Raw genomic sequence first — 25358 nt, 5'->3', positions numbered from 1 at the left:
CCGTGAAGTCCCGCGAAGCCCCACGGAAGTGGGGCGGGGAGGGAGGACTACTTGTCCTTGCCGCCCTTGTCCTTGTCCCCGCCGGGGCCCATGGACTCGTAGATCTCCTTGCACATGGGGCAGACCGGGTACTTCTTCGGGTCCCGGCCCGGTACCCAGACCTTGCCGCAGAGCGCGACGACGGGGGTCCCGTCGAGCGCGCTCGCCATGATCTTGTCCTTCTGGACGTAGTGGGCGAAGCGCTCGTGGTCGCCGTCACCGTGCGACACCTGCGGCGTCGGCTCTACGAGGGTCCCCGTGCCAGTCCCGCGCTCGGGCTCAAGAGTGCTCATGGAACCCAGGGTACTTAACCCCGCGCCCGTCAGTTCAGCGACGGGTCGTCCGGATAGGTGGCGACCATCGCGAGCTCGCTGCGCTGGCGGCGCAGCACCGCCCGCCACAGCCGCTCCGGATCCGGGAAGGACACGTCCCCGGGCTCCGATTCGACCACGTACCAGGCGCCCTCGCTCAGCTCCGCCTCCAGCTGCCCCGGGCCCCAACCGGAGTAGCCCGCGAAGATCCGCAAGGCCCCCAGGGCCGCGGCCAGCAGCTCCGGCGGCGTCTCCAGGTCGACCAGTCCGATCGCCCCGTACACGCGGCGCCAGCCGAGCGGCCCCTCCTCGCCCGGGATCACCGCCACGCCCAGGGCGGAGTCCATGGCCACCGGCCCGCCCTGGAAGACCACACCGGGGTCACCCGCGAGGGGCGCCCAGGGCAGCAGGACGTCGCCGACGCCCACAGGGGTCGGCCTGTTCAGGACCACGCCGAGGGAGCCCTGCTCGTCGTGGTCGAGCAGCAGCACGACCGCGCGGTCGAAATTCGGGTCCGCGAGGGCGGGGGTGGCCACGAGCAGCCGCCCTGTGAGGGAGGACACCTCGGTCATGCCGCCATGATCCCGCACATCGGGCGATTCCGGGGAGCGGGCGGGAAGATCGGATCGATCGCAGCTCAGGGCGCACGGCAGCAGGGAGGAGCGCGCACGGACGGCGTAGACGGAATGCAACACTCCGCCATGTGGTGGATACGGAGGGTGTTGTACCGAATTCATGACAGTCCTACGGCCACGTCGGCCTTACGAACAAGGGGGTGATGGCCCTTACCCTTTTCCCTGGCCCCCTGCCCACCCCTCTCCGGAACGCGAGATTCATGACCGGCATCAGTGACGATGTACTGCTTGTCCACGGCGGTACCCCGCTCGAGGGCGAGATCCGTGTCCGTGGTGCGAAGAACCTCGTGCCCAAGGCCATGGTCGCCGCTCTGCTCGGCAGCGAACCCAGCCGGCTGCGCAACGTTCCCGACATCCGTGACGTGCGCGTCGTCCGCGGGCTGCTCCAGCTGCACGGGGTGACGGTCCGTCCCGGCGAGGAGCCGGGCGAACTCGTCCTCGACCCCACCCACGTCGAGAGCGCGAACGTCGCCGACATCGACGCCCACGCGGGCTCCTCGCGCATCCCGATCCTGTTCTGCGGCCCGCTGCTGCACCGGCTCGGCCACGCCTTCATCCCGGGTCTGGGCGGCTGCGACATCGGCGGCCGACCGATCGACTTCCACTTCGACGTGCTCCGCCAGTTCGGCGCGACCATCGAGAAGCGCGAGGGCGGCCAGTACCTGGAAGCCCCCCAGCGCCTGCGCGGCTGCAAGATCCGCCTCCCGTACCCGTCGGTCGGCTCGACCGAGCAGGTGCTGCTGACGGCCGTTCTGGCCGAAGGCGTCACCGAGCTCAGCAACGCCGCGGTGGAGCCGGAGATCGAGGACCTCATCTGCGTCCTGCAGAAGATGGGCGCGATCATCTCCGTCGACACCGACCGGACCATCCGGATCACGGGCGTCGACCGCCTCGGCGGCTACAACCACAAGGCCCTCCCGGACCGTCTGGAAGCCGCCTCCTGGGCTTCCGCAGCGCTCGCCACCGGCGGCAACATCTACGTGCGCGGCGCCCAGCAGCGTTCGATGATGACCTTCCTGAACACCTTCCGACGTGTCGGCGGGGCGTTCGAGATCGACGACGACGGCATCCGGTTCTGGCACCCGGGCGGCCCGCTCAACGCCATCGCGCTGGAGACGGACGTCCACCCCGGCTTCCAGACCGACTGGCAGCAGCCGCTCGTCGTGGCCCTGACGCAGGCCTCCGGCCTGTCGATCGTCCACGAGACGGTCTACGAGTCCCGGCTCGGCTTCACCTCGGCGCTCAACCAGATGGGTGCTCACATCCAGCTGTACCGCGAGTGCCTGGGCGGCAGCGCCTGCCGCTTCGGCCAGCGCAACTTCCTGCACTCGGCGGTCGTCTCCGGCCCCACCAAGCTGCAGGGCGCCGACCTGGTCATCCCCGACCTGCGCGGCGGGTTCTCGTACCTGATCGCGGCCCTGGCCGCCGAGGGCACCTCGCGGGTCCACGGCATCGACCTGATCAACCGCGGCTACGAGAACTTCATGGAGAAGCTCGTGGAACTCGGTGCGAAGGTCGAGCTCCCGGGCGGCGACCTCGTCTGAGTCGTTCCCGGACGTACGGAAGAGCCCCCCGGGCCCCACAGGGCCCGGGGGGCTCTTCCGTACGTCGGCCCGGCCCGGCCATGGCTTGGCCCGGCTTCGGCCCGGCCACGGCCCGCGGAGCCCCGTACCGAGCCGCACGGCGGGCCCGCGGGACGTGCCGGTGGCATACCTGGGCCCTGCCCGGCCCCTGACGGGCCCTCACAGGGCCTACCAGGCCCGCCGGGCGGCCCGGGGGCGCCCCCCGGCCCCTCCGGCCCCTCCGGCCCCTCCGGCCCCTCCGGGCCCACCGGCCAGCGTCCGGCCCGCGTCCGACCCCGGACAGACCGAAGGGCGGCCACCCCGCCCGGGGGTGACCGCCCATCGTCGTTCTGCGTACTACTGCCGTTCCAAAGACCTGTGCGGCCTTCGGCGCCGGGGCAGGACTTACTTGCCCTTGGCGGCTTCCTTGAGCTTGGAGCCCGCGGAGACCTTCACGCTGTAGCCGGCCGGGATCTGGATGGGGTCGCCGGTCTGCGGGTTGCGCGCGGTGCGAGCGGCACGGTGGGTGCGCTCGAAGGTCAGGAAGCCGGGGATGGTGACCTTCTCGTCGCCCTTGGCGACAATCTCGCCGACGGTCTCGGCGAGCGCGGCCAGAACGGCGTCGGCGTCCTTGCGGGTCACCTCGGCGCGCTCGGACAGAGCGGCCACCAGCTCACTGCGGTTCATGTTGTACTCCCGTGTTCAACTTGCCTTAGAGGCGTGAGATCGAAGCCGATGCTGCCAGGGCCCTAGGACAGTCCCCGGACCCGGGTCTGAACGTCAGACCCTCTCGCCCGGTTACGCATCCTGCCCCCACCAGCGGCGGGAAAGCCAATCCGGCACCCGTCGGGGTCACACGAAAAGCGCCACAGTCACGCCGCGGTGACGCTCCGTCCACGCCTTCGCTCACACGCCGTCGCGGACCGCGGACCTCGCGGGCATCCCCGCAAACCCTAGAGGCGGCCCGACGGGCCCGCATCTCGCGACGCGCCGGGATCGGAGCGCCGTGAGGGCCGTCACAGCGGGGCTCAGACCCCCGAAGCCGCCTTGCGGACGGCGCCCGCGACCGCACCCGCGACCTTGTCGTTGAACACCGACGGGATGATGTAGTTCGCGTTCAGCTCGTCCTCGCCGACGACGTCCGCCAGCGCGCTCGCGGCGGCCAGCATCATCTCCGTGTTCACGGTGCGGGACTGGGCGTCCAACAGACCGCGGAAGACGCCCGGGAAGACCAGCACGTTGTTGATCTGGTTCGGGAAGTCGGAGCGGCCGGTGGCCACGACGGCGGCGGTCTGACGGGCGACGGCCGGGTCCACCTCGGGGTCCGGGTTCGCGAGCGCGAACACGATCGCGCCTTCCGCCATGGCGGCGACGTCCTCGCCGGACAGCACGTTCGGGGCCGAGACGCCGATGAACACGTCGGCGCCGACCACGGCTTCCTTCAGCGTGCCCGTGTAGCCCTCGGGGTTGGTGTTGTCGGCGATCCAGCGCAGCGGGGAGTCCGCGGCCGCGTCGACGAGGTCGGGGCGGTCCGCGTGCACGACGCCGTGGATGTCGGCGCTCACCGCGTTCTTGACGCCGGCCGCGAGGAGCAGCTTGAGGATGGCCGTACCGGCCGCACCGGCGCCCGACATGACGACCTTGACGTCGCCAACTGCCTTGCCCACCACGCGCAGTGCGTTGGTGAGGGCGGCGAGCACGACGATCGCGGTGCCGTGCTGGTCGTCGTGGAAGACGGGGATGTCGAGGGCCTCGCGCAGCCGGGCCTCGATCTCGAAGCAGCGCGGCGCGGAGATGTCCTCCAGGTTGATGCCCGCGAAGCCCGGGGCGATCGCCTTGACGGCGGCCACGATCTCGTCGGGGTCCTGGGTGTCCAGGCAGATCGGCCAGGCGTCGATGTCGGCGAAGCGCTTGAAGAGGGCCGCCTTGCCCTCCATGACCGGCATGGCGGCCATCGGGCCGATGTTGCCGAGACCCAGCACGGCGGAGCCGTCCGTCACGACTGCGACGGTGTTGCGCTTGATGGTGAGGCGGCGCGCGTCCTCGGGGTTCTCGGCGATCGCCATGCACACGCGGGCCACGCCCGGGGTGTAGATCATGGAGAGGTCGTCACGGTTGCGGATGGGGTGCTTGGACGCCATCTCGATCTTGCCGCCGAGGTGCATCAGGAAGGTTCGGTCGGAGACCTTGCCGAGGCTGACGCCCTCGATGCCGCGCAGCTTCTCGACGATCTCGTCCGCGTGCGCGGTGGAGGTCGCGGCGATGGTGACGTCGATCCGGAGCTTTTCGTGGCCGGACGCGGTCACGTCGAGGCCGGTGACCGATCCGCCGGAGGACTCCACGGCGGTGGTGAGCTGGGAGACCGCGGTTCCGCTCGCGGGCACTTCCAGCCGGACCGTCATCGAATACGAGACGCTGGGCGCCGTTGCCATGGCCGTGTTCCTCTTCTGTCCCTGGTTCGCTGTAACACACAGAGTCCCGCTGCACAGCAGGTGCGGCAGGACCTGTTGTCCGATCGTCCCACCTACCAGCCAGTACAAGGTAACCAGCTACAAATTTCGGAAAGACTCTTCCACCATACGAGATAGCAGGGGTGTTCGGAATGGTGGGGTCATACGAAACAGGTCCGCGCCCCCCACAGGTGGGGGACGCGGACCTGGTGATTCATACGTTGACGACACCGACCCGCCATGCTCGCCTCGCGGCAAGTGGTCGCTCTGAGCGACGAAGGTTGGGCCCGGGGGCTTGGATCGAGTCGGTGCCGTACCCAGGCTAACAAAGGATCGCCGAAAGTGATCCCCCCGCTCGCGCCCGTATCCGAGCACCACGCGCCCGGGCGCGGACCATCCGGCCGTACGGGGCCCTGAGCGGGCCGGGACCCCGGCGATGAACCGCCACCGCCGGGCCGAACGGCAGGCGGCCAGCAGGGAGCGTCCTGCCGGTCGGGTCCGGCCGGACCCGACCGGACCCGACCGGACCGGCAGACACCCCTACGGCAGCAGCAGCTCCGGCACCCCGTCCGCGTCCGGCTTGTCCCGCTCCGCCGAGACCACCGTCAGCTGCTGCGTCGCGCGCGTCAGCGCCACGTACAGCACCCGCAGGCCCGCCGGGGACTCGTCCGCGATCTCCGCCGGGGAGACCACCACCGTGGCGTCGTACTCCAAGCCCTTGGCCTCCAGGCTGCCCAGGGCCACCGCCCGCTCGCCGAGGTCCGCGAGCCAGTCCGCGGCCTCCGCGCGCCGGTCCATCGCCACGACCACGCCGACCGTGCCGTCCACCTGCTCCAGCAGCCGCCGCGCCTCCTCCCGGACCGTGGTGCCGAGATCGCCCGCGGCGGCCGTGAAGCGGGGCTCCAGGCCCGTGGAGCGCACCGCCGACGGCGGCTCCATGCCGGGCATCGCCAGGCGCAGCACCCGGGAGGCGACCTCGGCGACCTCGGCCGGGTTGCGGTAGTTGACCGTCAGGGTGAACCGCCGGCGCGGGCGGCTGCCCAGGGCCTCGTCGCGGGCCGCGGCGGCCTCCTCCGGGTCCGTCCAGGAGGACTGCGCCGGGTCGCCGACCACGGTCCACGTGCCGTGCCGGCCCCGGCGGCCCACCATCCGCCACTGCATCGGCGTCAGGTCCTGGGCCTCGTCCACGATGACGTGCGCGTACTCGGTGCGCTCCGCCGCGAGCCGCTCGGCCCGCTCCCACTGGGTCTCCTCGCGGGTCGGCATCAGCTCCTCCAACCCGCTGAGCTGGTCGAGCGGATCCATCTCCCGCTTGCGCTTCGGTCGCGCCGGGGCGCCCAGCAGCAGCTGGAGCTCGTCCAGCAGCGCCACGTCGTGCACCGACAGGGGGCCCTTGCCGTCCGGGCCCACCCGACGCAGCGAGCGGGCCAGCTGGCGGGTCTCGCGCGGATTGAGGTCCCGGCGCGACCAGCGGCCGAGGTGGCGCTCGTCGGCGAGCGCGGCGAGCACCGCCCTCGGGGTCAGCTCGGGCCACCAGGCACCCAGGAAGTCGATGAAGGCGTCTTCGGTGGAGATGTCCTCGTCGAAGGCGGAGCGCAGTTCGGCGGCCAGCTCCGGGTCGCTGTGCCGGCCGGCGCCGCCGGACTTCGCGTAGAGGGCGTCGAGCAGCAGCTTGCGGGCGCGCGGGCGCAGCAGGTTGACCGGGGCGGTGCCACTGAGCACGTTCTGGCGGATCCGGTTCAGCTCGTCGGCCTCCAGTTCCTGGCGGCGGCCGAAGGCCACCACGCGCAGCCGGTCGGGGGCGCCGCCGAGCTCCAGTGCGCCGCGTACGGCCTTGCGGAGCACCTTGAGCATCCGGGAGGAGCCCTTGATGCGGGCCACGGCCGGGGTGTCGTAGGTGGTGGCCTCCGCGCCGTCGACGAGCGAGCCCAGCGCCCGGATGGCCACCTGGCCCTCCTCGCCTAGCGAGGGCAGCACGCCCTCGGTGTACGCGACGAGCAGCGGGGTCGGCGAGACGATCAGGATGCCGCCGGAGTAGCGGCGCCGGTCCTGGTAGAGCAGGTAGGCGGCGCGGTGCAGGGCGACGGCGGTCTTGCCGGTGCCGGGGCCGCCGGCGACCTCGGCGACGGAAGCGGCGGGCGCCCGGATGACCAGGTCCTGCTCGGCCTGGATGGACGAGACGATGTCGCGCATCGAGTGCGTACGGGCCCGCCCGAGGGCTGCCATCAGGGCGCCGTCGCCGATGGCGGGGAGCTCCCGGCCGTCCAGGGTGGCGGTGATCTCGGGGCGCATCAGGTCGTCCTCGACGCCGAGCACCTTGCGGCCCTTGGAGCGGATGACGCGGCGGCGCACGACCCGGCCGGGCTCCTTGGGCGTGGAGCGGTAGAACGGCGCGGCGGCCGGCGCGCGCCAGTCGATGACCAGCGGCGTGTAGTCGGAGTCCAGGACCCCGATCCGGCCGATGTGCAGCGTCTCGGCGATGTCGGCGGTGAGGTCCTCGCGGATCGCGTCGTCGGCCGGCTCGACGGAGGTGTAGGCGCCGTCCGCGCCGCGCTCCCCGTCCTTGCCGAGCACCAGGTCGATGCGGCCGAAGAGGAAGTCCTCGAACTCGTTGTTCAGCCGGTTCAGGTGGATGCCCGCCCGGAAGACCTGCGCGTCGCGCTCGGCGAGCGCGCCGGGGGTACCCACCTGGCCGCGCTTGGCGGCGTCGTTCATGAGGAACTCGGCCTCGTGGATCTTCTCCTCAAGGCGTCGGTACACCTGGTCGAGATGCGTCTGCTCGACCGCGATCTCCCGATCGCGGACGGAATCCGCCGTGCTGTCGACAGCGGCATTCTGCGCGGCCACCAAGGCCCCCTTCTGACGTGCATGGGCGACCGTCAACCGTACGCGAATCGGCCCCCTGTCCGCACGCCCGTTCCGGAACCGGTCTCGCAGGGTGGTACGCCCCTCACCGGGACCCTTGCCCCGCCCCGGCCGCCAGGACCCGGCGGCGGTGCCGGGCCACGCGCTCCCGGTTCCCGCAGCGCTCGCTGGAGCACCAACGGCGCCGGTGGCCCCGGGATGTGTCCAGGTAGACGCGGGTGCAGCCGTCGCCCGCACAGGCCCGCAGCAGCGCCCGGTCACCCGGGTCGGTCAGCAGCTCGACGACGTCCCGGGCCACGGCCGCGAGCAGCGCACCGCATTCCACGCCGCCGCAGAGCTCCCGTACGAGCTGTCCTTCCTGGTCCCGTACGGCGCACAGGCCGGGGGGTGGTCCGGCGGCCAGCGCGTTGACCCGGGCGAGGGCGTTCTCGTCCGTGTCGGTGCCGAGCAGTTCCGCCCGTACGAGCGTTTCCACGTCGGCGCGCAGGGACCGGAAGGCCGCGGCCCAGTCGGGCCCCACCCGGGGGAGCGGCGTCCGGTCGGGGACCAGGCCGGCGCCGGCGAGCCACAGCCGCAGCTCGTCACCGTCCGGGATCCCCTCGTGGGGGGTGAAGGTGGCCACCAGGTCCAGACAGACCCGCCCGGAATCGAACCGCATGCCGTCAGCCTCCCGTCGTGGGGTGCCGTACCAGATTGCCGCCCGGCGGGTCACAGCGGAAGCCCCCGAACCGGTGCCTCTGGCCTCCCGCCGGGCACATCCAGCCTCGCCCGGGGGCACCTCCCAGCGGTAGCTGGGGAGGGTCCGGAGCCCGGTGCCCGGCGGAGCCGGGTTTCCTGGGGCTCCGCCCCGGACCCCGCGCCTCAAACTCCCCCAGCTACCGCTGGGAGGTGCCCCCGGGAGGGGCTGGAGCTGCCCGGAGGCTGGTCGTGGAGGAGGCGTTGGAAGAGGCGGTGGTCGCGCCAGGCGCCGTTGATGTGGAGGTAGCGCGGCGCGAGGCCGAACTGCTCGAAGCCCGCTTTCGCCAGCACCCGTTGCGAGGCCAGGTTGTCGACCAGGGTCCCCGCCTCCACGCGGTGCAGGCCCAGTTCGTCGCGGGCGACCCGGCAGACCTCGGCCACGGCCGCGGTGGCCAGCCCCTTGCCGTGCCAGGCCCGGTCGACCCAGTACCCCAGGCCGCCGCTGCACAGCGGCCCGTACGCGATGGAACCGAGGTTGATCGCGCCGACGGGCGCGCCGGTGGCCGTCTCGACGAACACGTACGGGACGATCCGCCCCGCGTCCCGCTCGGCGAGCACGCCCTCGATGCGCTCCCGCTGGCCGTCCTCCGTGAAGAAGGCGTCCGGCCGGACCGGCTCGAAGCGCGCCATGTAGGCCCGGTTCCGCGCGAACGCCTCGGCCAGTCCCGCCGCGTCGCCGAGCGCGACGCCCCTCATCTCGACCCCGTCAATGATCATCCCGGCACGCTAGCCGAGGACGCCCCTGGCCGTCACCGCGTCCGCCGGAAGCTCCCCGTACTTGGCCTCCCCGCCCGCGTCCAGCGACAGCCGGTACCCCCGCTTGACCACCGTCTGGATCAGGTTCGGGGCCCCGAGGGCCACCCGGAGGCGGGCCATCGCCGTCTCCACGGCGTGCTCGTCGCGCCCCGCGCCCGGCAGCGCCCGCAGCAGTTCCGCGCGGGACACCACCCAGCCCGGCCGCCGGGCCAGTGCCCGCAGCAGGGCCATCCCGGCGGGCGGTACGGGCCGCAGCTGCTCGTCCACCAAGGCCGCGTGCCCCCGGATCTCCACCCGGTGCCCGGCCACCGGCAGCACCCGGGCCCGCCCGGGCAGCTCCTGGCAGAGCAACTGCACCAGCGGGCCCAGCCGGAACCGTTCCGGCTGCACCGTGTCCACCCCGTGCGCCTGCAGCGGCAGCGCGGTCACCGGCCCGACGCACGCGGACAGCAGCCTGCCGCGCAGCGCGTCCAGCACGGCCTCCCGCAGCCCCCGCTCCTCGGCCCGGGAGAGCAGCGAGGCCGCCGCCGGCGCCGAGGTGAAGCTGACGGCGTCCACCGCGCCGCCGATCATCGCGTCCAGCAGCCGGTCCAGCGGAGCGAGGTCCTCCGGCGCCATCCACCGGTACACCGGGACCACCACCACCTCGGCCCCGCCGGCCCGCAGCGCCTCGACGAAGCCGGGCAGCGGTTCCCCGTGCAGCTGGAGCGCGATCCGCCGGCCGGCCACCCCGTCCGTCAGCAGCCGCTGCAGTACCTCGGCGAGCGATTCCGAGTCCGGGGACCAGGTCTCCACGAGCCCCGCGGCCCGGATGGCGCCCTTCACCTTCGGCCCGCGCGCCAACAGTTCGGCGGCCCGCAGCCGCTCCAGCAGTCCCTCGCCGACGCCCCACCCGTCGGCCGCCTCGATCCACCCCCGGAAGCCGATGGCGGTGGTGGCCACGACCACGTCCGGTGCGCAGCCGATCAGTTCCTTCGTCGCGGCCAGCAGTTCGCCGTCGTCGGCGAGCGGCACGATCCGCAGCGCCGGCGCGTGCAGCACGGCGGCCCCGCGGCGGCGCAGCAGTGCGATGAGCTCGTCCGCGCGCCGGGCGGCCGTGACCCCGACGGTGAAGCCCGCGAGCGGGCCGGTGTTCGTGTCGTCCATCGTGACCTGCCTAGTGACGCATGTGGGGGCGGTACGGGTGGACCGAGCCTGCCAACTCGTCGTGTCGGACTCGGTTCACCCGTATTTCGCCCCGGTTACACCGACGTGAGCTGGGGTTTCGTCTCGACCCCGACCGTGTGGATCACGGGGGTCACCGGGCGGCGAAGGTATACCGCCCAGGTGACCGTGCAGCACAGGGCGTAGAAGCCGAGGAAGGTGACGAAGGCCGCCGTGCCGGAGCCGGAGGTGCGGAACGCCTCCCGGAAGACCAAGTTGATGCCGAGTCCGCCGAGCGCGCCGACCGCCCCGATGAGTCCCATCGAGGCGCCGGAGAGCCGCCGCCCGTACGCGGCCGCGGCCTCGCCGCTCATACCGCGCGCCAGTGCCTTCGCCTGGAAGATGCCGGGGATCATCTTGTACGTCGATCCGTTGCCGAGCCCGCTCAGTACGAACAGGGCCACGAACCCGACGAGGAAGACCGGCAGCGAGGACCGCTGCGAGGCGAACACCACCACCGAGGTGGCCGCGGCCATCGCCACGAACGTCCCCAGGGTGATCCGGGCGCCGCCGAACCGGTCCGCGAGCGCCCCGCCCACCGGCCGGATCAGCGAGCCGAGCAGCGGTCCCATGAAGGTCAGCGAGGCGGCCTGGAGCGGGGTGCGGCCGAACTGGGTCTGCAGCACCAGGCCGAAGGCGAAGCTGTAGCCGATGAAGGACCCGAACGTGCCGATGTAGAGGAACGCCATGATCCAGGTGTGCGCGTCCTTCAGCGCCTCGCGGACCGCGCCGGTGTCGTTGCGCACGGGTGCCAGGTTGTCCATCCGTACGGCCGCCAGGACGGCCGCGGTCACGATCAGCGGGACGTAGGCGGCGAGCAGGTAGCGGGGGTGCGCGGCGCCGGCGGTCGCGATGACCAGCAGCCCGGCCAGCTGCACCACGGGCACGCCGATGTTGCCGCCGCCGGCGTTCAGGCCGAGCGCCCAGCCCTTCTTGCGCAGCGGGAAGAAGGCGTTGATGTTGGTCATGGAGGAGGCGAAGTTGCCGCCGCCGACGCCGGTGAGGGCCGCGACGACCAGGAAGGTCCCGTAGGAGGTGCCGGGCTCCATCACCACGATCGCGGCGACCGTCGGCGCGAGCAGCAGCAGTGCGCTGACGACGGTCCAGTTGCGGCCGCCGAAGCGGGCCACGGCGAAGGTGTACGGGACCCGCACGAGCGCGCCCACGCAGGTCGCGGTCGCGATCAGGAAGAACTTCCCGGCCGGGTCGATCCCGTACGCCGGTCCCATGAAGAGGACCATCACGGACCAGAGCGACCAGATGGAGAACCCGATGTGTTCGGAGAACACGGAGTAGACGAGGTTGCGGCGGGCGGTCCGTTCCCCGGTCTCCTTCCAGAAGGTCTCGTCCTCGGGGTCCCACCGCTCGATCCAGCGGCCCCCCTTGCGCGGTGCGGTCGTACCGGTCATCACACGCCTCCACAGCTCTCGCGTCCGTGGCACGACCGTAGGAACGGCGCGTTTCGGCCCCGGTCCCCGCCGGATGACCGCCGGGAAACCTTGCTCTCACCCGCCGCCGGGGGCGCCTGTGAGCGCGGCCGGGCGCCAGCTCGCCGGGGGCACTTCCAGCCAGCCGCGTTCGCCGCCGAGCCCGGCCACGGCCCGGTGCAGCGCTTCGAGTCCGGGGTGGCCGAAGCCCTTGCGCCAGACCATGGACAGCGGGGACAGCGGTACGGGGTCGACCAGCGGGCGCTTGACGGACCCGGGCATGTCGACGAAGTCGACGGTCACCAGCACCGGATGGCCGGTCTTGGCCATGACCCGGCGGAACTCGTCCTTGCCGATGGCCACGGGCGCGGGCGGCGCCATCAGGATCCCCCGCCCGGCGAACAGCTCGCGCGCGAGCCCCGTCCACTCCAGGGTGCGCGGATTGCCGGCGCCCGCGTACACGGTCTCCCCGGCCAGCGCGTCGAGCGGTACGGCCGCCAGCCCGGCCAGCGGGTGTCCTTCGGGCAGCAGCACGGCGAGCGGTTCGTAGCGCACGGGCCGGTGCGCGAGGCGCGAGCGCCACACCGGGTCCAGCCCGTCGGCGTACCCGAAGGAGACGTCGAGGCGGCCGGCGGCGATCTCGGCGGCGGCGTGGGTCAGTCCGCTCTCCCAGCGGGCCATCAGCTCGCAGTCCGGGGCCAGCTCCCGGGCCCGGTCCAGCACGGTGCGCGCGGTGCTCGGGCCGTCGGTGTTCAGGTCGACGAGCAGCGCGCGGGGCGCGGCGAAGGCGGCGGCGACCGCCTCGTGCGCGGCCAGCACCCGCCGGGCCAGCGGCAGCAGCCGCTCCCCGTCGGCGGTCGGCTCGACGGCGCGGGTCGTACGGACGAACAGCACGGTGCCGAGGGCCTCTTCGAGCCGTCGCACGTCCCGGCTCAGCGCCTGCTGGGCGACGTAGAGCCGGGCGGCGGCGCGGGTGAAGTGCAGTTCCTCGGCGACCGCGACGAACCCGCGCAGCAGCCGGGGATCCACATCGCGGGGCATCATCCCCGGAGACTAACAACAGATCGGCGTGAATGGCCGCCGAACAGGTGTTGGACGGTCCCCCGGGTCCGGGCCGAGGGTGGTGGTCATGCCCCTCATGGCCGTCACCGGCAGCACGCTCGTCCTCGCCGCCCCGCCCGCTCCGCCCGTCCCGCCCGTCCCTCCGGTCCCCGCCCGCGTCCTCCCGCGCCCGCCGCGCACGCCGGGCCCGCTGGCCCCCTACCGGCGCCTGTTCGCACTGCCCGGCACCCGCGGTTTCACCGCCGGGAACCTCCTCGCCCGCCTCCCCATGGGCATGTTCGGGATCAGCGCGGTCATGATGATCGCCGGCCAGCGCGGCTCGTACGCCCTCGCCGGCGCGGTCTCGGCGACGGGACTGGCCGCCACCGCGCTGGTCGGGCCGTGGACCGCCCGGCTGATCGACCGGCACGGCCAGGCCAAGATCGCCGTCCCGGCCACCCTGATCGCGGTCCTCGGCTCGCTGTCCCTGGTCGTGTGCGTCCGTACCGGCGCCCCCGCCTGGACCCTCTTCGCCTCGTACGCCGCGACCGCCACCACCCCCAACATCGGCGGCATGTCCCGCGCCCGCTGGACGCACCTGCTGCGCGGCGACGCGGGCGCGCACCACACGGCGATGTCCTTCGAACAGGCCGCCGACGAGCTCTGCTTCATGCTCGGCCCGGTGCTGGCGGCCTTCCTCTGCTCGGTCGTCCTCCCCGAGGCCGGCACCCTCACCGCGGCCGCCCTGCTGCTGACCGGCATGCTGGTCTTCACCTCCTGCCGCGCCACCCAACCCCCGGTGAAGGCGGCCACGCGTCACGGCTCGCCGCTGCGCGCCCTCGGTCCGCTGCTGCCGCTCTTCTTCGCCACTGGGGTGGTCTTCGGCTCGATGGAGATCGCCTCGATCGCCCACCTTGACGCGCTGGGCCTGGGCGCCGCCTCCGGCCCGGTGCTGGCCCTCCAGGCGGCGGGCTCCTGCGCGGCCGGCCTGCTCTACGGCACGATGCGCCCGCTCGGCCTGCGCACCTGCTTGGTCCTCATGGCCGCCGCGATGGCCCTGCCCTGGCTCGCGGCGGGCACGGGCTCGTTGTTCCCGCTGGCCTGCGCGCTGCTGCTGGCGGGCATGGCCACGGCTCCGACGATGGTGACGGCGATGTCCCGGGTCCACGCGCTCATCCCGGAGGGCCGCCTCAACGAGGGCATGACCCTCGCGGTCACCGCCATCTTCGCGGGCATCTCCCTGGGCGCGGCCACGGCGGGCAACCTGGTCGACCGTCTGGGCCCGGCGACCGCCTACGCCCTCCCGGCGGCGGCGGCCGTCCTCGCGCTCGCGGCCACGAAAGTCGTACCGGTTTTCAGTACCAGAGACGTACCATAAACTCGTACGAGTACGACCCGGAGAGAGGAGCGCACCATGTCCATAAGCGCCAGCGAAGCCAGGGCGACCCTGTTCCCGCTGATCGAGCGCGTGAACACCGACCACGCCCCGGTGCGCATCACCTCCAAGAGCGGTGACGCGGTCCTCATGTCCGCCGACGACTACGACTCCTGGCAGGAGACCGTGTACCTCCTGCGCTCCCCCGCCAACGCCCAGCGATTGATGGAGGCCGTCGCGCGTGACCGCGAGGGCGCCTCCACGGTCGTCAGGACGCTGGACGAGCTGAGGGAGTTGGCCGGGGGCGAGGAGTGAGGAGCGTCCACTTCGACCCCGCCGCCTGGGAGGACTTCCTGTTCTGGCTCTCGTCGGACCGGAAGATGGCCCGACGGATCACTCGCCTGATCGGCGAGATCCAGCGGGACCCCTTCACCGGCATCGGCAAGCCCGAGCCGCTGAAGGGCGAGTTGACGGGCTACTGGTCCCGCCGCATCGACGACGAGCACCGCCTCGTGTACCGGGCCGACGACAAGGAAGTGAAGGTCCTCAAGGCCCGCTACCACTACTGACGCATGACGAAGGCCCCGCAACCGAGAGGCTGCGAGGCCTTTGCCCACATGGGATGAGTGGAGATGGCGGGAATCGAACCCGCGTCCAACGGTGCAGAAGCAGGGCTTCTCCGAGCGCAGTCCGCTGCGCTTTTCTCAGCCCCGGAGATCACACGGACAAGTCTCCGACGGGCTCAGTCACTGTTTGATTTCCCTCCAACCCCCGCGACCGGGGCTAGAGGTTTAGATCCCTAATTGACGCCAGGATCCGGACCGGGACCACTTCCGGGCTGACGCTCCTCACAGAGGCTTCAGCTCACTGTTATTAGGCAGCGAGGGTGAAGCGGGAGTTATCGCTCTTGGAGTTGGCGATTATTTTTTGCGACATATGGTTAGCGAGATCATTGCCGCTTCCTCGGCTCGCTTCCCCTGCATCGACATCCGCTGTCGAAACCGATCATCCCCATGTTTTTTTAACAAGCTGCTCCACCCCGGGGGGTGGTGCTGACGCCATGGTACGCGAAGTGGACCACCGCGTGCCAGGTGATTAAACCGTGCCGCGCTGCTTGCGACGGATGGCCGAGATCGCCCGGTTCGTCTCGCGGGTGTCCTGCTTCTCCCGCAGCGTCTGCCGCTTGTCGTACTCCTTCTTGCCCTTCGCCAGCGCGATCTCGATCTTCGCCCGGCCGTCCTTGAAGTACAGCGACAGGGGCACGATCGTGTGACCCGACTCGTCGGCCTTGCGCTCGAGCTTGTCGATCTCCTCGCGGTGCATGAGGAGCTTGCGCTTGCGCCGGGCGCTGTGGTTGGTCCAGGTGCCCTGGCTGTACTCCGGCACGTGCACGTTGTAGAGCCAGGCTTCCCCGCCCTCCACCGACACGAAGCCGTCGACCAGCGAGGCCCGGCCCTGACGCATGGACTTGACCTCGGTGCCCGTGAGCACGAGACCGCACTCGTAGGTGTCGATGATCGCGTAGTCGTGACGCGCCTTCTTGTTCTGGGCGATCAGCTTGCGCCCTTTTTCCTTAGCCATAGTGCGGTCATTTTCGCACTACGGACCCACCCCGAGGCCACCCAATACCGTGACGGCCCGCTCCTCGACCGCCTCGCCCGCCGGCACGTCCGGGGCGATGCCGGCGCCTTCCAGGCTGCGGCCCGCCGGCGTGCGGTACGTGCCCACCGTCAGCTCGGCCACCGAGCCGTCCGGGAGCTCGGTCGGCATCTGCACCGAGCCCTTGCCGAAGGTCCGGCTGCCCACGGCCACCGCCCGGCCCCGGTCCTGCAGGGCGCCCGTCACCAGTTCGGCCGCGCTCATCGTGCCGCCGTCGACCAGGGCCACCAACGGTCGGGTGGTGTCACCGCCCTCGGCCGCGTACAGGACCCGCTGCTCGCCCCGGACGTCGTACGTGGCCACGAGCCCGCCGTCGAGGAAGGCCGAAGCGGCGGTGACCGCCTCGGTGACCAGCCCGCCCGGGTTGCCGCGCAGGTCGAGCAGGATCCCCCGGTCGGGCGGGGCCGCGCGGACGGCGGCCTTGACGCGATCGCCGGAACCGCGGGTGAAGGAGGCGACCTTGATGACCGTGACCCCGTCCGGGCGCTGCCGTACGGTCACCGGCTCGGTGCGCAGCTGCTCGCGGCGCACGGTCTCGGTGAGGTCGGCGCCGTCCCGGCTCAGGTTCAGCACGACGGGGGTGCCGGCGTCGCCTCGCAACAGGGCGACCACGTCGGTGACGGCGAGGCCCGTCACGGCGTGCCCGTCGACGCTCATCAGCCGGTCCCCCGCGCGCACTCCGGCCCGGGCTGCGGGGCTGCCGGGCTGGACCCTGTCGACCTTGATCATGCCGTCGGCGGCCCGGCCGGCCCACACCCCGACGCCGGTCCAGCGGCCGTCGAGGCCCTCGGCGAAGGCGGCGTACTCGCTCTGGTCGTAGACGGCGCCCCAACGGTCGCCGCTGCGGCTGACGACCTCCTGGGCCGCCTTCTTCCCCGACTTCCCCTCGGCGACGGCCTCGGCGACGGCACGGGCGACGGCCTCCCGGTCGGCGGTGCCCGCCTCGCGCGGGGGCTCGGCCGCGGGGGCGCCGGCCATGGCCGCGGCGGCCTCGGCGCCCTCCTCGTGATCCCAGCATCCGGTTAAGGCACCGGTGGCGACGGCAGCGAGGAAGGCCAACGTCAAGACGGCCCCGCGACGCAGGTCGCGGGGCCGGAGACAGCGAGCGGGCAGACCCAGCATGGCGCCGAGTCTAGGACAAGGCCCGCTCCGGTACGGATGGTTGGCCGTACCGCTCACGGGGCGCTTGTCACACCTTCAGGTACTTGCGCAGGGCGATGAAGGCGGCCATGGAGGGCATCAGGAGGCCGATGAAGAGTACGTACGGGAGCTTGGCCAGCACCGATCCCCAACCCATGAAGTCGATGATCTCGATCTTGTCCCGCAGCCCGACGCCGTGGTCGATCACGAAGTACTGGCCGGAGACGAGCATGCCGCAGGCGAAGAGCGCACCGATGAGGCCGGCGACGGCCGCCTCCATGATGAAGGGGACCTGGATGTAGAAGCTGGAGGCGCCCACCAAACGCATGATCCCCGTCTCACGCCGTCGGCTGAAGGCGGAAACGCGCACGGTGTTGACGATCAGCAACAGCGCCACGATCAGCATGATCAGCATGATGGCGAGCGCCGCGACGTTGAGGTAGTTGAGGATCCGGAAGAGGTCGTCGATGGCCTGCCGCTGGTCGTCGACGGTGTGGATGCCGTCGCGGCCGACGAAGGCGGAGGTGACGACCTTGTACTTCTCCGGGTCCTTCAGCTTGACCCGGAAGGACTCCTGCATCTGGTCCGGGGTGATGGAGGAGGCGAGCGCCGTGTGCCCGAACCGCTCCTGGTAGTGCTTGTACGCCTCGTCCGCCGACTCGTAGGCGACGGACTTCACCAGGGACATGTTCTTGAGCTCGGACTCGATCTGCTTCTTCTGCTCCTCGGTCACCGCGCCCTTGGCGCAGGTGGTGACGCCCGTGGAGGCCACCGGCGTCCCGTCGGCCTTCTTGGCGGCGGCCTCGCTCGCCTCCACGGCGTCCTGCTTGTTGCAGAGGTAGATCGAGACGTTGGCCTTGTCGTACCAGTAGCCCTTCATCTTGCTCACCTGCTCGCTCATGAGCATGGAGCCGCCAAACAGGGCCAGGGAGAGGCCCACCGAGATGATGACCGCGAAGGTCATGGTGAGATTGCGACGGAGACCGACGCCGATCTCCGACATGACGAACTGGGCGCGCATTGCGTCTCAGGGACCTTTCAGTGCTGGTAGCCGTAGACGCCGCGCGACTGGTCGCGCACGAGTCGGCCCTGTTCGAGTTCGATGACGCGCTTGCGCATCTGGTCGACGATCTGCTGGTCGTGGGTGGCCATGATCACGGTGGTGCCGGTCCGGTTGATCCGGTCCAGCAGCTTCATGATCCCGACCGAGGTCTGCGGGTCGAGGTTGCCGGTGGGCTCGTCCGCGATCAGCAGGGCGGGGCGGTTGACGAAGGCGCGGGCGATGGCCACGCGCTGCTGCTCACCACCGGAGAGCTCGCCGGGCATGCGGTCCTCCTTGCCGCCGAGGCCGACGAGTTCGAGGACCTGCGGGACGGCCTTGCGGATCTCGCCCCGCGGCTTGCCGATGACCTCCTGGGCGAAGGCCACGTTCTCGGCCACCGTCTTGTTGGGGAGCAGGCGGAAGTCCTGGAAGACGGTCCCCAGCTGGCGCCGCATCTGCGGAACCTTCCAGTTGGAGAGCTTGGCGAGGTCCTTGCCCAGGACGTGCACCTGGCCGTGGCTCGCCCGCTCCTCGCGCAGGATGAGTCGCAGGAAGGTGGACTTGCCGGAGCCGGAGGAGCCGACCAGGAAGACGAACTCGCCCTTCGCGATGTCGAGGGAGACTTCCCTGAGTGCGGGACGGCTCTGCTTCGGGTAGGACTTGGAGACACTGTCGAATCGGATCACGGGTGCACCACGGTCGCCGGGAGTAGGTGTGCGTGACCATACGCGAACGGGCGCGAGGTGTGGACCCGGCCTCCGGACTTGCCCGATTTATCCCGGCGTGCGGTCGCTCGGGAACGTGATTGCCCGGACGGGCCGCGCCGAATGTCGGCGAAGCTGGCACAGTGGTAGGGGGAACGCTCCGGTTCCCCGCGCCGTTATAGGCGACAGAAGACCGAGGGGACGAGAGGAGGAGCGCATGACATATGACCGGCTCGTGTGCGCGAACTGCGCCGCACCCGTCAGCCAGGGCCGCTGCCCTGTGTGCCGGGCGAACCGGGAGCGCCTCCAGCAGGAGGGCCCCTTCTCCGGCCTTAACCCCGTGACGCTCATCGCGCTCATGGTGGTCCTCGTGACGGCCCTGGTCCTGGTGGCCCAGCACACCGCCTAGACCGCCCGACCGTGGTGCCCGCGGTCGGCCCGCGCCACGTTCCGATCGCACGCGCGAGAAAGGCCCGGACACCTGGTGTCCGGGCCCTTCCGCTGAACGTCTGCGCGTACGCTCCGTACGCCCGCCCTCCGAGGGTTACGCGGTCTGCTCCTGCTGCTTGCGCCAGCGGATCCCGGCCTCCAGGAAGCCGTCGATCTCGCCGTCGAGCACCGCCTGCGGGTTGCCGACCTCGAACTCCGTCCGCAGGTCCTTGACCATCTGGTACGGGTGCAGGACGTAGGAGCGCATCTGGTTGCCCCAGGAGCTGCCGCCGTCCTTGAGGGCGTCCATCTTGTCCTTCTCCTCCTGGCGGCGCCGCTCCAGCAGCTTGGCCTGGAGGACGTTCATGGCGCTCGCCTTGTTCTGGATCTGCGAGCGCTCGTTCTGGCAGGAGACCACGATGCCGGTCGGGATGTGCGTGATGCGGACCGCCGAGTCGGTGGTGTTGACGCCCTGGCCGCCGGGGCCGGAGGCGCGGTACACGTCGACGCGCAGTTCGGCCTCGTCGATCTCGACGTGGTCGCTGGTCTCCACGACCGGGAGCACCTCGACGCCCGCGAAGGAGGTCTGGCGGCGGCCCTGGTTGTCGAAGGGCGAGATGCGCACGAGGCGGTGGGTGCCCTGCTCGACGGAGAGCGTTCCGTAGGCGTACGGGGCCTTGACGACGAAGGTGGTCGACTTGATGCCGGCCTCTTCCGCGTACGAGGTCTCGTAGATCTCGGTCGAGTAGCCGTGCCGCTCGGCCCAGCGCAGGTACATGCGCTGGAGGCGCTCGGCGAAGTCGGAGGCGTCGACGCCACCGGCCTCGGCACGGATGTTGACCAGGGCCTCGCGCTCGGCGTACTCGCCGGAGAGCAGGGTCCGGACCTCCATCTCGTCCAGCGCCTTGCGGACGGAGACCAGCTCGGTCTCGGCCTCGGCCAGGGTGTCCGCGTCGTCCATCTCCTGGGCGAGGTCGAAGAGCACCCCGAGGTCGTCGATGCGCCCCCGCAGCGTCTCGGTCTTGCGGACCTCCGCCTGGAGGTGCGAAAGCTTGCTCGTGATCTTCTGGGCGGCCTCCGGGTCGTCCCACAGGGACGGCGCAGCGGCCTGCTCCTCGAGCACGGCGATATCTGCCCTCAGCTTGTCGAGGTCCAGGACGGCCTCGATCGACCCCATGGTCGAGGAGAGGGACTTCAGCTCTTCGGAAACATCGACGACTGCCACGGGTCCAGCGTAGCCGGTCCCCGGACAACGCAGTCCGGGCAGGCCGAATCACCCGTTCTGGTGATGGATCGTACGGGCGTACCCTCTCTCTATGACCGTTCTCCTCGTCAAGCGCCGCCATGTCGACCACATGCGTGTCACGACGACGAGCTGTCCGCCGCCGGACCGAACCCAAGCCTGATCCACCACGATCCGACTTGGTCCTGTACGCGGCCCCCGTGGTCCCGGCACCATCCCTGTCGGAGACCCGCCCCCCGCCCGCGGCCCCCACCACCTCTGGGGAACAGGACCCCGTGACATCCGAAACGGAGCCGTCATGCCGTCCGCGCACTCTCTCCCCGTCCTGGACCTCTCCCAGGCCGACGACCCGGCCCAGCGGGCCGATTTCCTGAAGAAGCTGCACGCAGCCGCCCGGGACACCGGTTTCCTGCACCTGACCGGGCACGGCGTTACCGCCGCCGAGAGCGCCCGCATCCTGGAAGTGACCAGGGCCTTCTTCGCCCTCCCGGAAGCCGACCGGCTTGCCGTCAGCAATCTGAACTCCCCCCACTTCCGGGGCTACACCCGAATCGGCCACGAGCTGACCGGCGGCGCCTCCGACTGGCGGGACCAGCTGGACGTCGGCGCGGAGCGCCCGGCGCCCGTCGTGGGGCCGGACGACCCGGCGTTCCTGTGGCTGGAGGGCCCGAACCAGTGGCCCGCCGCCCTCCCCGAGCTCCGTACGGTGGTCCTGGACTGGCAGACCCGGCTCGCGGCGGTCGCCCACCGCCTGCTCCAGGAGCTCCTCGTGGCGATCGGCGCCCCGGCGGACTTCTTCGACGAGGCCTTCGCGGACCGCCCGCACCTGCACACCAAGCTGATCCGCTACCCGGGATCGGCCCCCTCCGGCGCCGACCAGGGGGTCGGCGCGCACAAGGACTACGGCTTCCTGACGCTCCTGCTGCAGGACTCGGTGGGCGGCCTCCAGGTGGTCCGGGACGGCGGCTACGTGGACGTTCCGCCGATGCCGGGCGCCTTCGTGGTCAACCTGGGCGAGCTGCTGGAGATCGCGACCGAGGGCTATCTGACGGCGACGGACCACCGGGTGGTCAGCCCGCCCGGCGCGGTGGAGCGGTACTCGGTGCCGTTCTTCTACAACCCGCGTCTGGACGCGGTGATCGAGACCGTCCCGGGCGACTACCTGCGTTCCGCGCCCGGTGTCGCGCACGACGAGTCGAACCCGCTGCACGCCCAGTACGGCCGCAACGAGCTGAAGGGCTGGGTCCGCGCCCACCCGGCGGTGGCGCGGCGCTGGCACCCGGAACTGGCCGCGGTGTAGCCCCTGGGCTCCGCCCGGGCCTGCACCTCAAACGCCGGCGAGGCTGAACATTTCGGCCTCGCCGGCGTTTGAGGCGCGGGGGTTCGGGGGCGGTGCCCCCGACCACGGCGCCGCACCCGGCGGCTACCGCTTCGCGGGGACCGACTGCTTGCTGTCCTGCGGGGGCGGGGCCTCGTCGCCCGAGACGGCCAGCCACGTGCCCAGACCGATCGCCGAGGCCAGGGCCAGGGCCGATACCGAGAGGATCAGGCGGCGCTTGCGGGCCGCCTCCGCGCGGTGGCGGGCGGAGCCGGGGCGGTGACCGCCCGCCGGGCGCGGAACGCGGGCGGTGCCCAGCGCCCCGCCCGCCAGCTCGTCGGGCCCCGGCACCCGCATCGAGGTGTGGGTGTCCCGGTTGGAGTCGGTCGCCGAGCCCGGCACCAGCGGGACCACGCCCCGCCGCCGGACCGGGTCGGCCGCCGGTTCCTCCGAGGGCTCGGGGTCCGGATCCGCGTCGTCCGGCTCGTCCACGTCCAGCGGCGGCATGCCGGCCAGCATCGGCAGCAGGTCCCGCAGCCGGACCGACAGCTCCGAGGCCCGCAGCCGCGAGGCCGGGGCCTTGGCCAGGCACTGCACCATGAGCTGCCACAGCTCGTCGGGGATCCCCGGCAGCGGGACCACCGTCTCCGTCACGTGCCGCCGCAGGACCGCGCCCGGGTGGCCCCCGCCGAAGGGGGTGAATCCGGCCAGCAGCTCGTACAGGACCGTGGCCAGGGCGTAGATGTCCACCGCGGCACGCGGGGGCAAGCCCTCGACGATCTCCGGCGCCAGGTAGTCCGGGGTGCCGATGATCCGGGTCGTCGGGGCCGAGGCGCGGCCCGTGGAGGCCCGCCGCGGGGAGTCGATCAGCTTGGCCACGCCGAAGTCGGTCAGCAGCGCCGGGTGCGAGCCGCCGGGGCCGAGCCGGCCCTGCATGTCCAGCAGGACGTTCTCCGGCTTGACGTCCCGGTGGACGACGCCCGCCGCGTGCGCCGCCGCCAGCGCGTCGGCGACGTCCGCGACGATGGCCACGGCCGCCTCGGGGGCCAGCCGCCGTTCCCGGTCCAGGCGCGTGCGCAGGTCCGTGCCGCGGACGAGGTCCATGACGAGGGCGAGGTCGTTGCCGTCCACGACGAGGTCGCGGACGGACACGACGTGCGGATGCTCCAGGCCGAGCAGCGCGCTGCGCTCCTGGACGAACCGTCCGACGAGTTCCTGGTCGGACGCGAGGTCTTCGCGCAGCAGTTTGACGGCGACGGGCCCGTCAGGCCCCTCGCCCAGCCACACCGTGCCCGCGCTGCCGCGCCCCAGGATCTGGTGCGCGGTGTACCGGCTGCCGATCTTCCGTGCCACGACTGCTCCCTCAGCGGCTGGCGTACGCACCAAAGCTACGCGGCCGGGTGGGCATGAGAAGCCAGCAGGGGTCCGGATTCGCGGCGACCTTCACTTCTGCGAGCGAAATCATGTCCCAGAAGTCGACAAATCCACGAAGTCGGAGCTACGGGGGTTCGTTTCAGGGCTTGGTGGAGCCCGAGGAACCCGCGGAGTCCCCGATCGTGCTGACCCAGTCCACGGCGTTGCCGCCCCAGGTCCAGACCTGGTCCCACCAGCCCCGGCCGGTACCGATCCACTCCTGAAGCGGGGTCAGTTCCCAGACCAGCCAGCCGGCGACGAAGAACACCAGGATCAACACCAGGCAGCCCTTGAGGCAGCCGAGGCCGGGGATCCGCACCGGGTTGGCGCTGCGGCGGCGCGGCTCGCGGGGCTCCCGGGGAGCCGGCCGCTGCTGCGGCGGGGGCTGCGGGGGCTGCTGCTGCGGCGGCGGCTGGCGGTACTGGGGCTGCTGCGGCTGAGGCTGCTGCTGGTACGGCTGGGGCTGGTGCTGCTGCGGCTGGTAGTGCTGCGGCGGCGGGGGCGGCGCGTACTGCTGCTGGGGCGGCTGCTGCGGCGGGCGGTACTGCGGCTGTTGGGGCTGCTGGTACTGCTGCTGTGGGGGCGGCGGGCCCTGCCGGTACTGCGGCGGCTGCTGGGGCTGCTGCGGCTGCTGGGGCCGGTGCTGCGGCGGCGGGGGCGCCTGCCGCTGCGGGCGACGGCGCAGCGGGTCCTCGTTCGGGTCGAGGTACTGGATCTGGGTCTGCTCGTTGCGGTCGCGGACGGCCTGCATCTGCGACTGCCACGGGTGCGGCGAATCGGGCTGCTGCACCGGGGGCATCACCGAGGTCGGGTCGGCCCCGGGGCCCGCCGCCTCCCCCGGCCCTCCGGGCCGGGCGGACCCCATGGGCAGCACCGAGGTGGCGTCGGCCGCGCCGACCGGCGGCATGACGCTCGTCATGGCGTTCGGGTCGTACGCGCCCGCGTCGGGGGTCTCGGGGACCGGGGCCGGCGAGGGGTCGGGCGCGAGCAGCGCGCCCACGCCGAGCGCGGCCTCCACCTCGGCGGCCGAGGAGTGCACGCCGATGCCGGAGGCCACCACGCGCAGCCCGCGGGCCAGGCTCTCGGCACTGGGGCGCTCGTTCGGCTCCTTGCGCAGGCAGCGCTCGATGACCGTCCACAGCGGCTCGGGCACGGTCGAGGGCCGCTGCGGGTCCTCGCTGAGGTGGCGGTGGAGCACTTCGAGCGCGGTGCCACCGGCGAACGGCGGGCGCCCGGTGAGCAGCTCGTACAGCAGGATGCCGGCGCCGTAGATGTCGACGGCGGAGGTCTGCGGGCGGCCCTCGGCGGACTCGGGCGCGACGTAGGCCGGGGTGCCGACGAACTCGTGGGTGCGGGTCAGGCCCGGGGAATCAGCGAGGCGGGCGATGCCGAAGTCGGTGAGCATCGGCTTCATCTGCCCGCCGCGCTCGTCGAGCAGCACGTTGGCCGGTTTCAGATCCCGGTGGACCACTCCGTCGGCGTGACTGGCGGCGAGGGCGTCGGCGATCTGGGCGGTCAGCAGGCTCGCAGCGACGGGCGTGAAGGGGCCGTTCTCCCGCAGGTACCGGTGCAGGTCCGGGCCGTCGATCAGGTCCATGACCAGGGCCAGCAGATCGCCCTCGACGACGAGGTCGCGGGTGCGCACGATGTTGGGGTGGGTCAGGCGCAGCAGGACCGAGCGCTCCCGCAGGAAGCGCATGACGATGTCGGGGTCCTGGGCCAGCTCCTCCTTGAGGACCTTGATGGCCACGGTCTCGCCGGGCTGTCCCGCGACGGCCGCCTCCGCGCCGGCGGCCTCCCTCTGGCGGGCACGCCAGACAGTGCCCGTGGCGCCGCGCCCGAGCGGCTCCTCGAGCAGGTACTTGCTGCCGACTGGCCGCACGTCTCGCGCTCCCCTGCTGTCGTCGGATGTGGTCGATCCGCTGATTGGTTTTCCGGCCCACTCTAGGGGGTGTCCCCCGGGAAGACGCCGGTCCCCGGAGGTTGGTTGCCGCACATATGTGCGGAG

At 71.8% G+C, this 25358-nt stretch carries 23 protein-coding genes and 1 other RNA gene; 6 read left to right on the top strand and 18 right to left on the bottom strand.

The features are described 5' to 3' along the window. Positions 1-47: 47 nt before the first annotated feature. Both OG207_RS26570 and OG207_RS26565 read right to left on the bottom strand, forming a co-directional pair. Positions 48-332, bottom strand: coding sequence for a DUF3039 domain-containing protein (locus tag OG207_RS26570; protein WP_030010729.1), 285 nt, complete (start codon positions 330-332; stop codon positions 48-50). Between the two features lie 29 nt (positions 333-361). Next, complete coding sequence (locus OG207_RS26565; RefSeq protein ID WP_329101510.1) at positions 362-922, bottom strand: YqgE/AlgH family protein; 561 nt, start codon at positions 920-922, stop codon at positions 362-364. Between the two features lie 263 nt (positions 923-1185). On the opposite strand from OG207_RS26565, the gene murA reads away from it, so the two are divergent. Beyond that, positions 1186-2529, top strand: a complete 1344-nt coding sequence (gene murA / locus OG207_RS26560; RefSeq protein ID WP_053172528.1) for a UDP-N-acetylglucosamine 1-carboxyvinyltransferase — start codon at positions 1186-1188, stop codon at positions 2527-2529. Between the two features lie 423 nt (positions 2530-2952). Here murA and OG207_RS26555 read toward each other — a convergent pair whose 3' ends face one another. The 8 genes from OG207_RS26555 to OG207_RS26520 all read right to left on the bottom strand — a co-directional run bounded on the left by OG207_RS26555 (position 2953) and on the right by OG207_RS26520 (position 13030). Further along, on the bottom strand, positions 2953-3234 hold the full coding sequence (locus tag OG207_RS26555) for an HU family DNA-binding protein (RefSeq protein WP_007264399.1): 282 nt from the start codon (positions 3232-3234) through the stop codon (positions 2953-2955). A 341-nt stretch (positions 3235-3575) separates the two neighbouring features. Continuing rightward, the gene (locus OG207_RS26550; protein ID WP_150257634.1) at positions 3576-4979 is read right to left on the bottom strand and encodes an NAD-dependent malic enzyme; all 1404 of its coding nucleotides are present in this window, start codon (positions 4977-4979) and stop codon (positions 3576-3578) included. A gap of 558 nt (positions 4980-5537) precedes the next feature. Continuing rightward, on the bottom strand, positions 5538-7844 hold the full coding sequence (locus OG207_RS26545) for a HelD family protein (protein ID WP_329101506.1): 2307 nt from the start codon (positions 7842-7844) through the stop codon (positions 5538-5540). A gap of 103 nt (positions 7845-7947) precedes the next feature. Next, positions 7948-8520 (bottom strand): CGNR zinc finger domain-containing protein, encoded by a 573-nt coding sequence (locus OG207_RS26540; RefSeq protein ID WP_329101504.1) that lies wholly within the window; start codon positions 8518-8520, stop codon positions 7948-7950. A 203-nt stretch (positions 8521-8723) separates the two neighbouring features. Next, positions 8724-9317 (bottom strand): GNAT family N-acetyltransferase, encoded by a 594-nt coding sequence (locus tag OG207_RS26535; RefSeq protein ID WP_329101501.1) that lies wholly within the window; start codon positions 9315-9317, stop codon positions 8724-8726. Between the two features lie 9 nt (positions 9318-9326). Further along, positions 9327-10502, bottom strand: coding sequence for a uroporphyrinogen-III synthase (locus tag OG207_RS26530; protein WP_329101499.1), 1176 nt, complete (start codon positions 10500-10502; stop codon positions 9327-9329). Positions 10503-10597: 95 nt separating this feature from the next. Further along, positions 10598-11968 (bottom strand): nitrate/nitrite transporter, encoded by a 1371-nt coding sequence (locus OG207_RS26525; protein ID WP_329101497.1) that lies wholly within the window; start codon positions 11966-11968, stop codon positions 10598-10600. Between the two features lie 96 nt (positions 11969-12064). Continuing rightward, a complete protein-coding gene (locus OG207_RS26520; protein WP_329101495.1) occupies positions 12065-13030 on the bottom strand; it encodes a LysR family transcriptional regulator in 966 nt (321 codons plus the stop codon). A 94-nt stretch (positions 13031-13124) separates the two neighbouring features. On the opposite strand from OG207_RS26520, the gene OG207_RS26515 reads away from it, so the two are divergent. From OG207_RS26515 to OG207_RS26505, 3 genes are read left to right on the top strand one after another with little or no spacing between them, the layout of a single operon-like run. Next, on the top strand, positions 13125-14405 hold the full coding sequence (locus tag OG207_RS26515; protein WP_329107898.1) for an MFS transporter: 1281 nt from the start codon (positions 13125-13127) through the stop codon (positions 14403-14405). A gap of 36 nt (positions 14406-14441) precedes the next feature. Next, complete coding sequence (locus OG207_RS26510) at positions 14442-14717, top strand: type II toxin-antitoxin system Phd/YefM family antitoxin (protein ID WP_030010371.1); 276 nt, start codon at positions 14442-14444, stop codon at positions 14715-14717. Further along, positions 14714-14971 (top strand): Txe/YoeB family addiction module toxin, encoded by a 258-nt coding sequence (locus tag OG207_RS26505; RefSeq protein ID WP_081523370.1) that lies wholly within the window; start codon positions 14714-14716, stop codon positions 14969-14971. Before OG207_RS26510 ends, OG207_RS26505 begins: the two co-directional genes overlap by 4 nt. A 55-nt stretch (positions 14972-15026) precedes the next feature. On the opposite strand, the gene ssrA is transcribed toward OG207_RS26505, so the two are convergent. From ssrA to ftsE, 5 genes are all read right to left on the bottom strand, one after another. Further along, positions 15027-15415: a transfer-messenger RNA gene (gene ssrA, locus OG207_RS26500) on the bottom strand. Between the two features lie 82 nt (positions 15416-15497). Then, the gene (smpB, locus tag OG207_RS26495) at positions 15498-15983 is read right to left on the bottom strand and encodes an SsrA-binding protein SmpB (protein ID WP_329101493.1); all 486 of its coding nucleotides are present in this window, start codon (positions 15981-15983) and stop codon (positions 15498-15500) included. Positions 15984-16001: 18 nt separating this feature from the next. Then, positions 16002-17183, bottom strand: coding sequence for a S41 family peptidase (locus OG207_RS26490; protein WP_329101491.1), 1182 nt, complete (start codon positions 17181-17183; stop codon positions 16002-16004). A gap of 67 nt (positions 17184-17250) precedes the next feature. After that, positions 17251-18222, bottom strand: a complete 972-nt coding sequence (gene ftsX / locus OG207_RS26485) for a permease-like cell division protein FtsX (RefSeq protein WP_329101489.1) — start codon at positions 18220-18222, stop codon at positions 17251-17253. A 17-nt stretch (positions 18223-18239) separates the two neighbouring features. After that, positions 18240-18929 carry a cell division ATP-binding protein FtsE gene (gene ftsE / locus OG207_RS26480; RefSeq protein ID WP_030771648.1) on the bottom strand — a complete coding sequence of 230 codons (690 nt, stop codon included), beginning with the start codon at positions 18927-18929 and terminating at the stop codon, positions 18240-18242. Between the two features lie 235 nt (positions 18930-19164). On the opposite strand from ftsE, the gene OG207_RS26475 reads away from it, so the two are divergent. After that, a complete protein-coding gene (locus OG207_RS26475; protein WP_030724207.1) occupies positions 19165-19356 on the top strand; it encodes a hypothetical protein in 192 nt (63 codons plus the stop codon). 135 nt (positions 19357-19491) lie between these two features. Here the strand turns inward: OG207_RS26475 and prfB are convergent, their stop codons facing one another. Beyond that, on the bottom strand, positions 19492-20601 hold the full coding sequence (gene prfB / locus OG207_RS26470; RefSeq protein ID WP_266595922.1) for a peptide chain release factor 2: 1110 nt from the start codon (positions 20599-20601) through the stop codon (positions 19492-19494). Between the two features lie 316 nt (positions 20602-20917). Here prfB and OG207_RS26465 point away from each other — a divergent pair, with 316 nt between their 5' ends. Then, on the top strand, positions 20918-21919 hold the full coding sequence (locus OG207_RS26465) for an isopenicillin N synthase family dioxygenase (RefSeq protein WP_329101486.1): 1002 nt from the start codon (positions 20918-20920) through the stop codon (positions 21917-21919). A 123-nt stretch (positions 21920-22042) separates the two neighbouring features. Here the strand turns inward: OG207_RS26465 and OG207_RS26460 are convergent, their stop codons facing one another. Both OG207_RS26460 and OG207_RS26455 read right to left on the bottom strand, forming a co-directional pair. Continuing rightward, positions 22043-23290, bottom strand: a complete 1248-nt coding sequence (locus OG207_RS26460; RefSeq protein ID WP_329101484.1) for a serine/threonine-protein kinase — start codon at positions 23288-23290, stop codon at positions 22043-22045. Between the two features lie 160 nt (positions 23291-23450). Next, positions 23451-25232 (bottom strand): serine/threonine-protein kinase, encoded by a 1782-nt coding sequence (locus tag OG207_RS26455; RefSeq protein ID WP_329101482.1) that lies wholly within the window; start codon positions 25230-25232, stop codon positions 23451-23453. Positions 25233-25358 lie beyond the last annotated feature (126 nt).

The sequence above is a fragment of the Streptomyces sp. NBC_01439 genome (genome assembly GCF_036227605.1).
Lineage (GTDB): Bacteria > Actinomycetota > Actinomycetes > Streptomycetales > Streptomycetaceae > Streptomyces.
The sequence above is the reverse complement of the archived record's forward strand: the minus strand, read 5'-3'. Positions and strand labels throughout refer to the sequence as shown.

What these genes read in the sequence shown, in the direction of transcription:
- OG207_RS26565 (WP_329101510.1), bottom strand. Translation starts at nt 922, where the DNA reads ATGACCGAGGTGTCCTCCCTCACAGGGCGGCTGCTCGTGGCCACCCCC.
- OG207_RS26475 (WP_030724207.1), top strand. Translation starts at nt 19,165, where the DNA reads ATGACATATGACCGGCTCGTGTGCGCGAACTGCGCCGCACCCGTCAGC.
- murA (WP_053172528.1), top strand. Translation starts at nt 1,186, where the DNA reads ATGACCGGCATCAGTGACGATGTACTGCTTGTCCACGGCGGTACCCCG.
- ftsX (WP_329101489.1), bottom strand. Translation starts at nt 18,222, where the DNA reads ATGCGCGCCCAGTTCGTCATGTCGGAGATCGGCGTCGGTCTCCGTCGC.
- OG207_RS26535 (WP_329101501.1), bottom strand. Translation starts at nt 9,317, where the DNA reads ATGATCATTGACGGGGTCGAGATGAGGGGCGTCGCGCTCGGCGACGCG.
- OG207_RS26530 (WP_329101499.1), bottom strand. Translation starts at nt 10,502, where the DNA reads ATGGACGACACGAACACCGGCCCGCTCGCGGGCTTCACCGTCGGGGTC.
- OG207_RS26525 (WP_329101497.1), bottom strand. Translation starts at nt 11,968, where the DNA reads ATGACCGGTACGACCGCACCGCGCAAGGGGGGCCGCTGGATCGAGCGG.
- OG207_RS26550 (WP_150257634.1), bottom strand. Translation starts at nt 4,979, where the DNA reads ATGGCAACGGCGCCCAGCGTCTCGTATTCGATGACGGTCCGGCTGGAA.
- OG207_RS26555 (WP_007264399.1), bottom strand. Translation starts at nt 3,234, where the DNA reads ATGAACCGCAGTGAGCTGGTGGCCGCTCTGTCCGAGCGCGCCGAGGTG.
- OG207_RS26510 (WP_030010371.1), top strand. Translation starts at nt 14,442, where the DNA reads ATGTCCATAAGCGCCAGCGAAGCCAGGGCGACCCTGTTCCCGCTGATC.
- OG207_RS26490 (WP_329101491.1), bottom strand. Translation starts at nt 17,183, where the DNA reads ATGCTGGGTCTGCCCGCTCGCTGTCTCCGGCCCCGCGACCTGCGTCGC.
- OG207_RS26570 (WP_030010729.1), bottom strand. Translation starts at nt 332, where the DNA reads ATGAGCACTCTTGAGCCCGAGCGCGGGACTGGCACGGGGACCCTCGTA.
- smpB (WP_329101493.1), bottom strand. Translation starts at nt 15,983, where the DNA reads ATGGCTAAGGAAAAAGGGCGCAAGCTGATCGCCCAGAACAAGAAGGCG.
- OG207_RS26515 (WP_329107898.1), top strand. Translation starts at nt 13,125, where the DNA reads ATGGCCGTCACCGGCAGCACGCTCGTCCTCGCCGCCCCGCCCGCTCCG.
- OG207_RS26540 (WP_329101504.1), bottom strand. Translation starts at nt 8,520, where the DNA reads ATGCGGTTCGATTCCGGGCGGGTCTGTCTGGACCTGGTGGCCACCTTC.
- OG207_RS26465 (WP_329101486.1), top strand. Translation starts at nt 20,918, where the DNA reads ATGCCGTCCGCGCACTCTCTCCCCGTCCTGGACCTCTCCCAGGCCGAC.
- OG207_RS26520 (WP_329101495.1), bottom strand. Translation starts at nt 13,030, where the DNA reads ATGATGCCCCGCGATGTGGATCCCCGGCTGCTGCGCGGGTTCGTCGCG.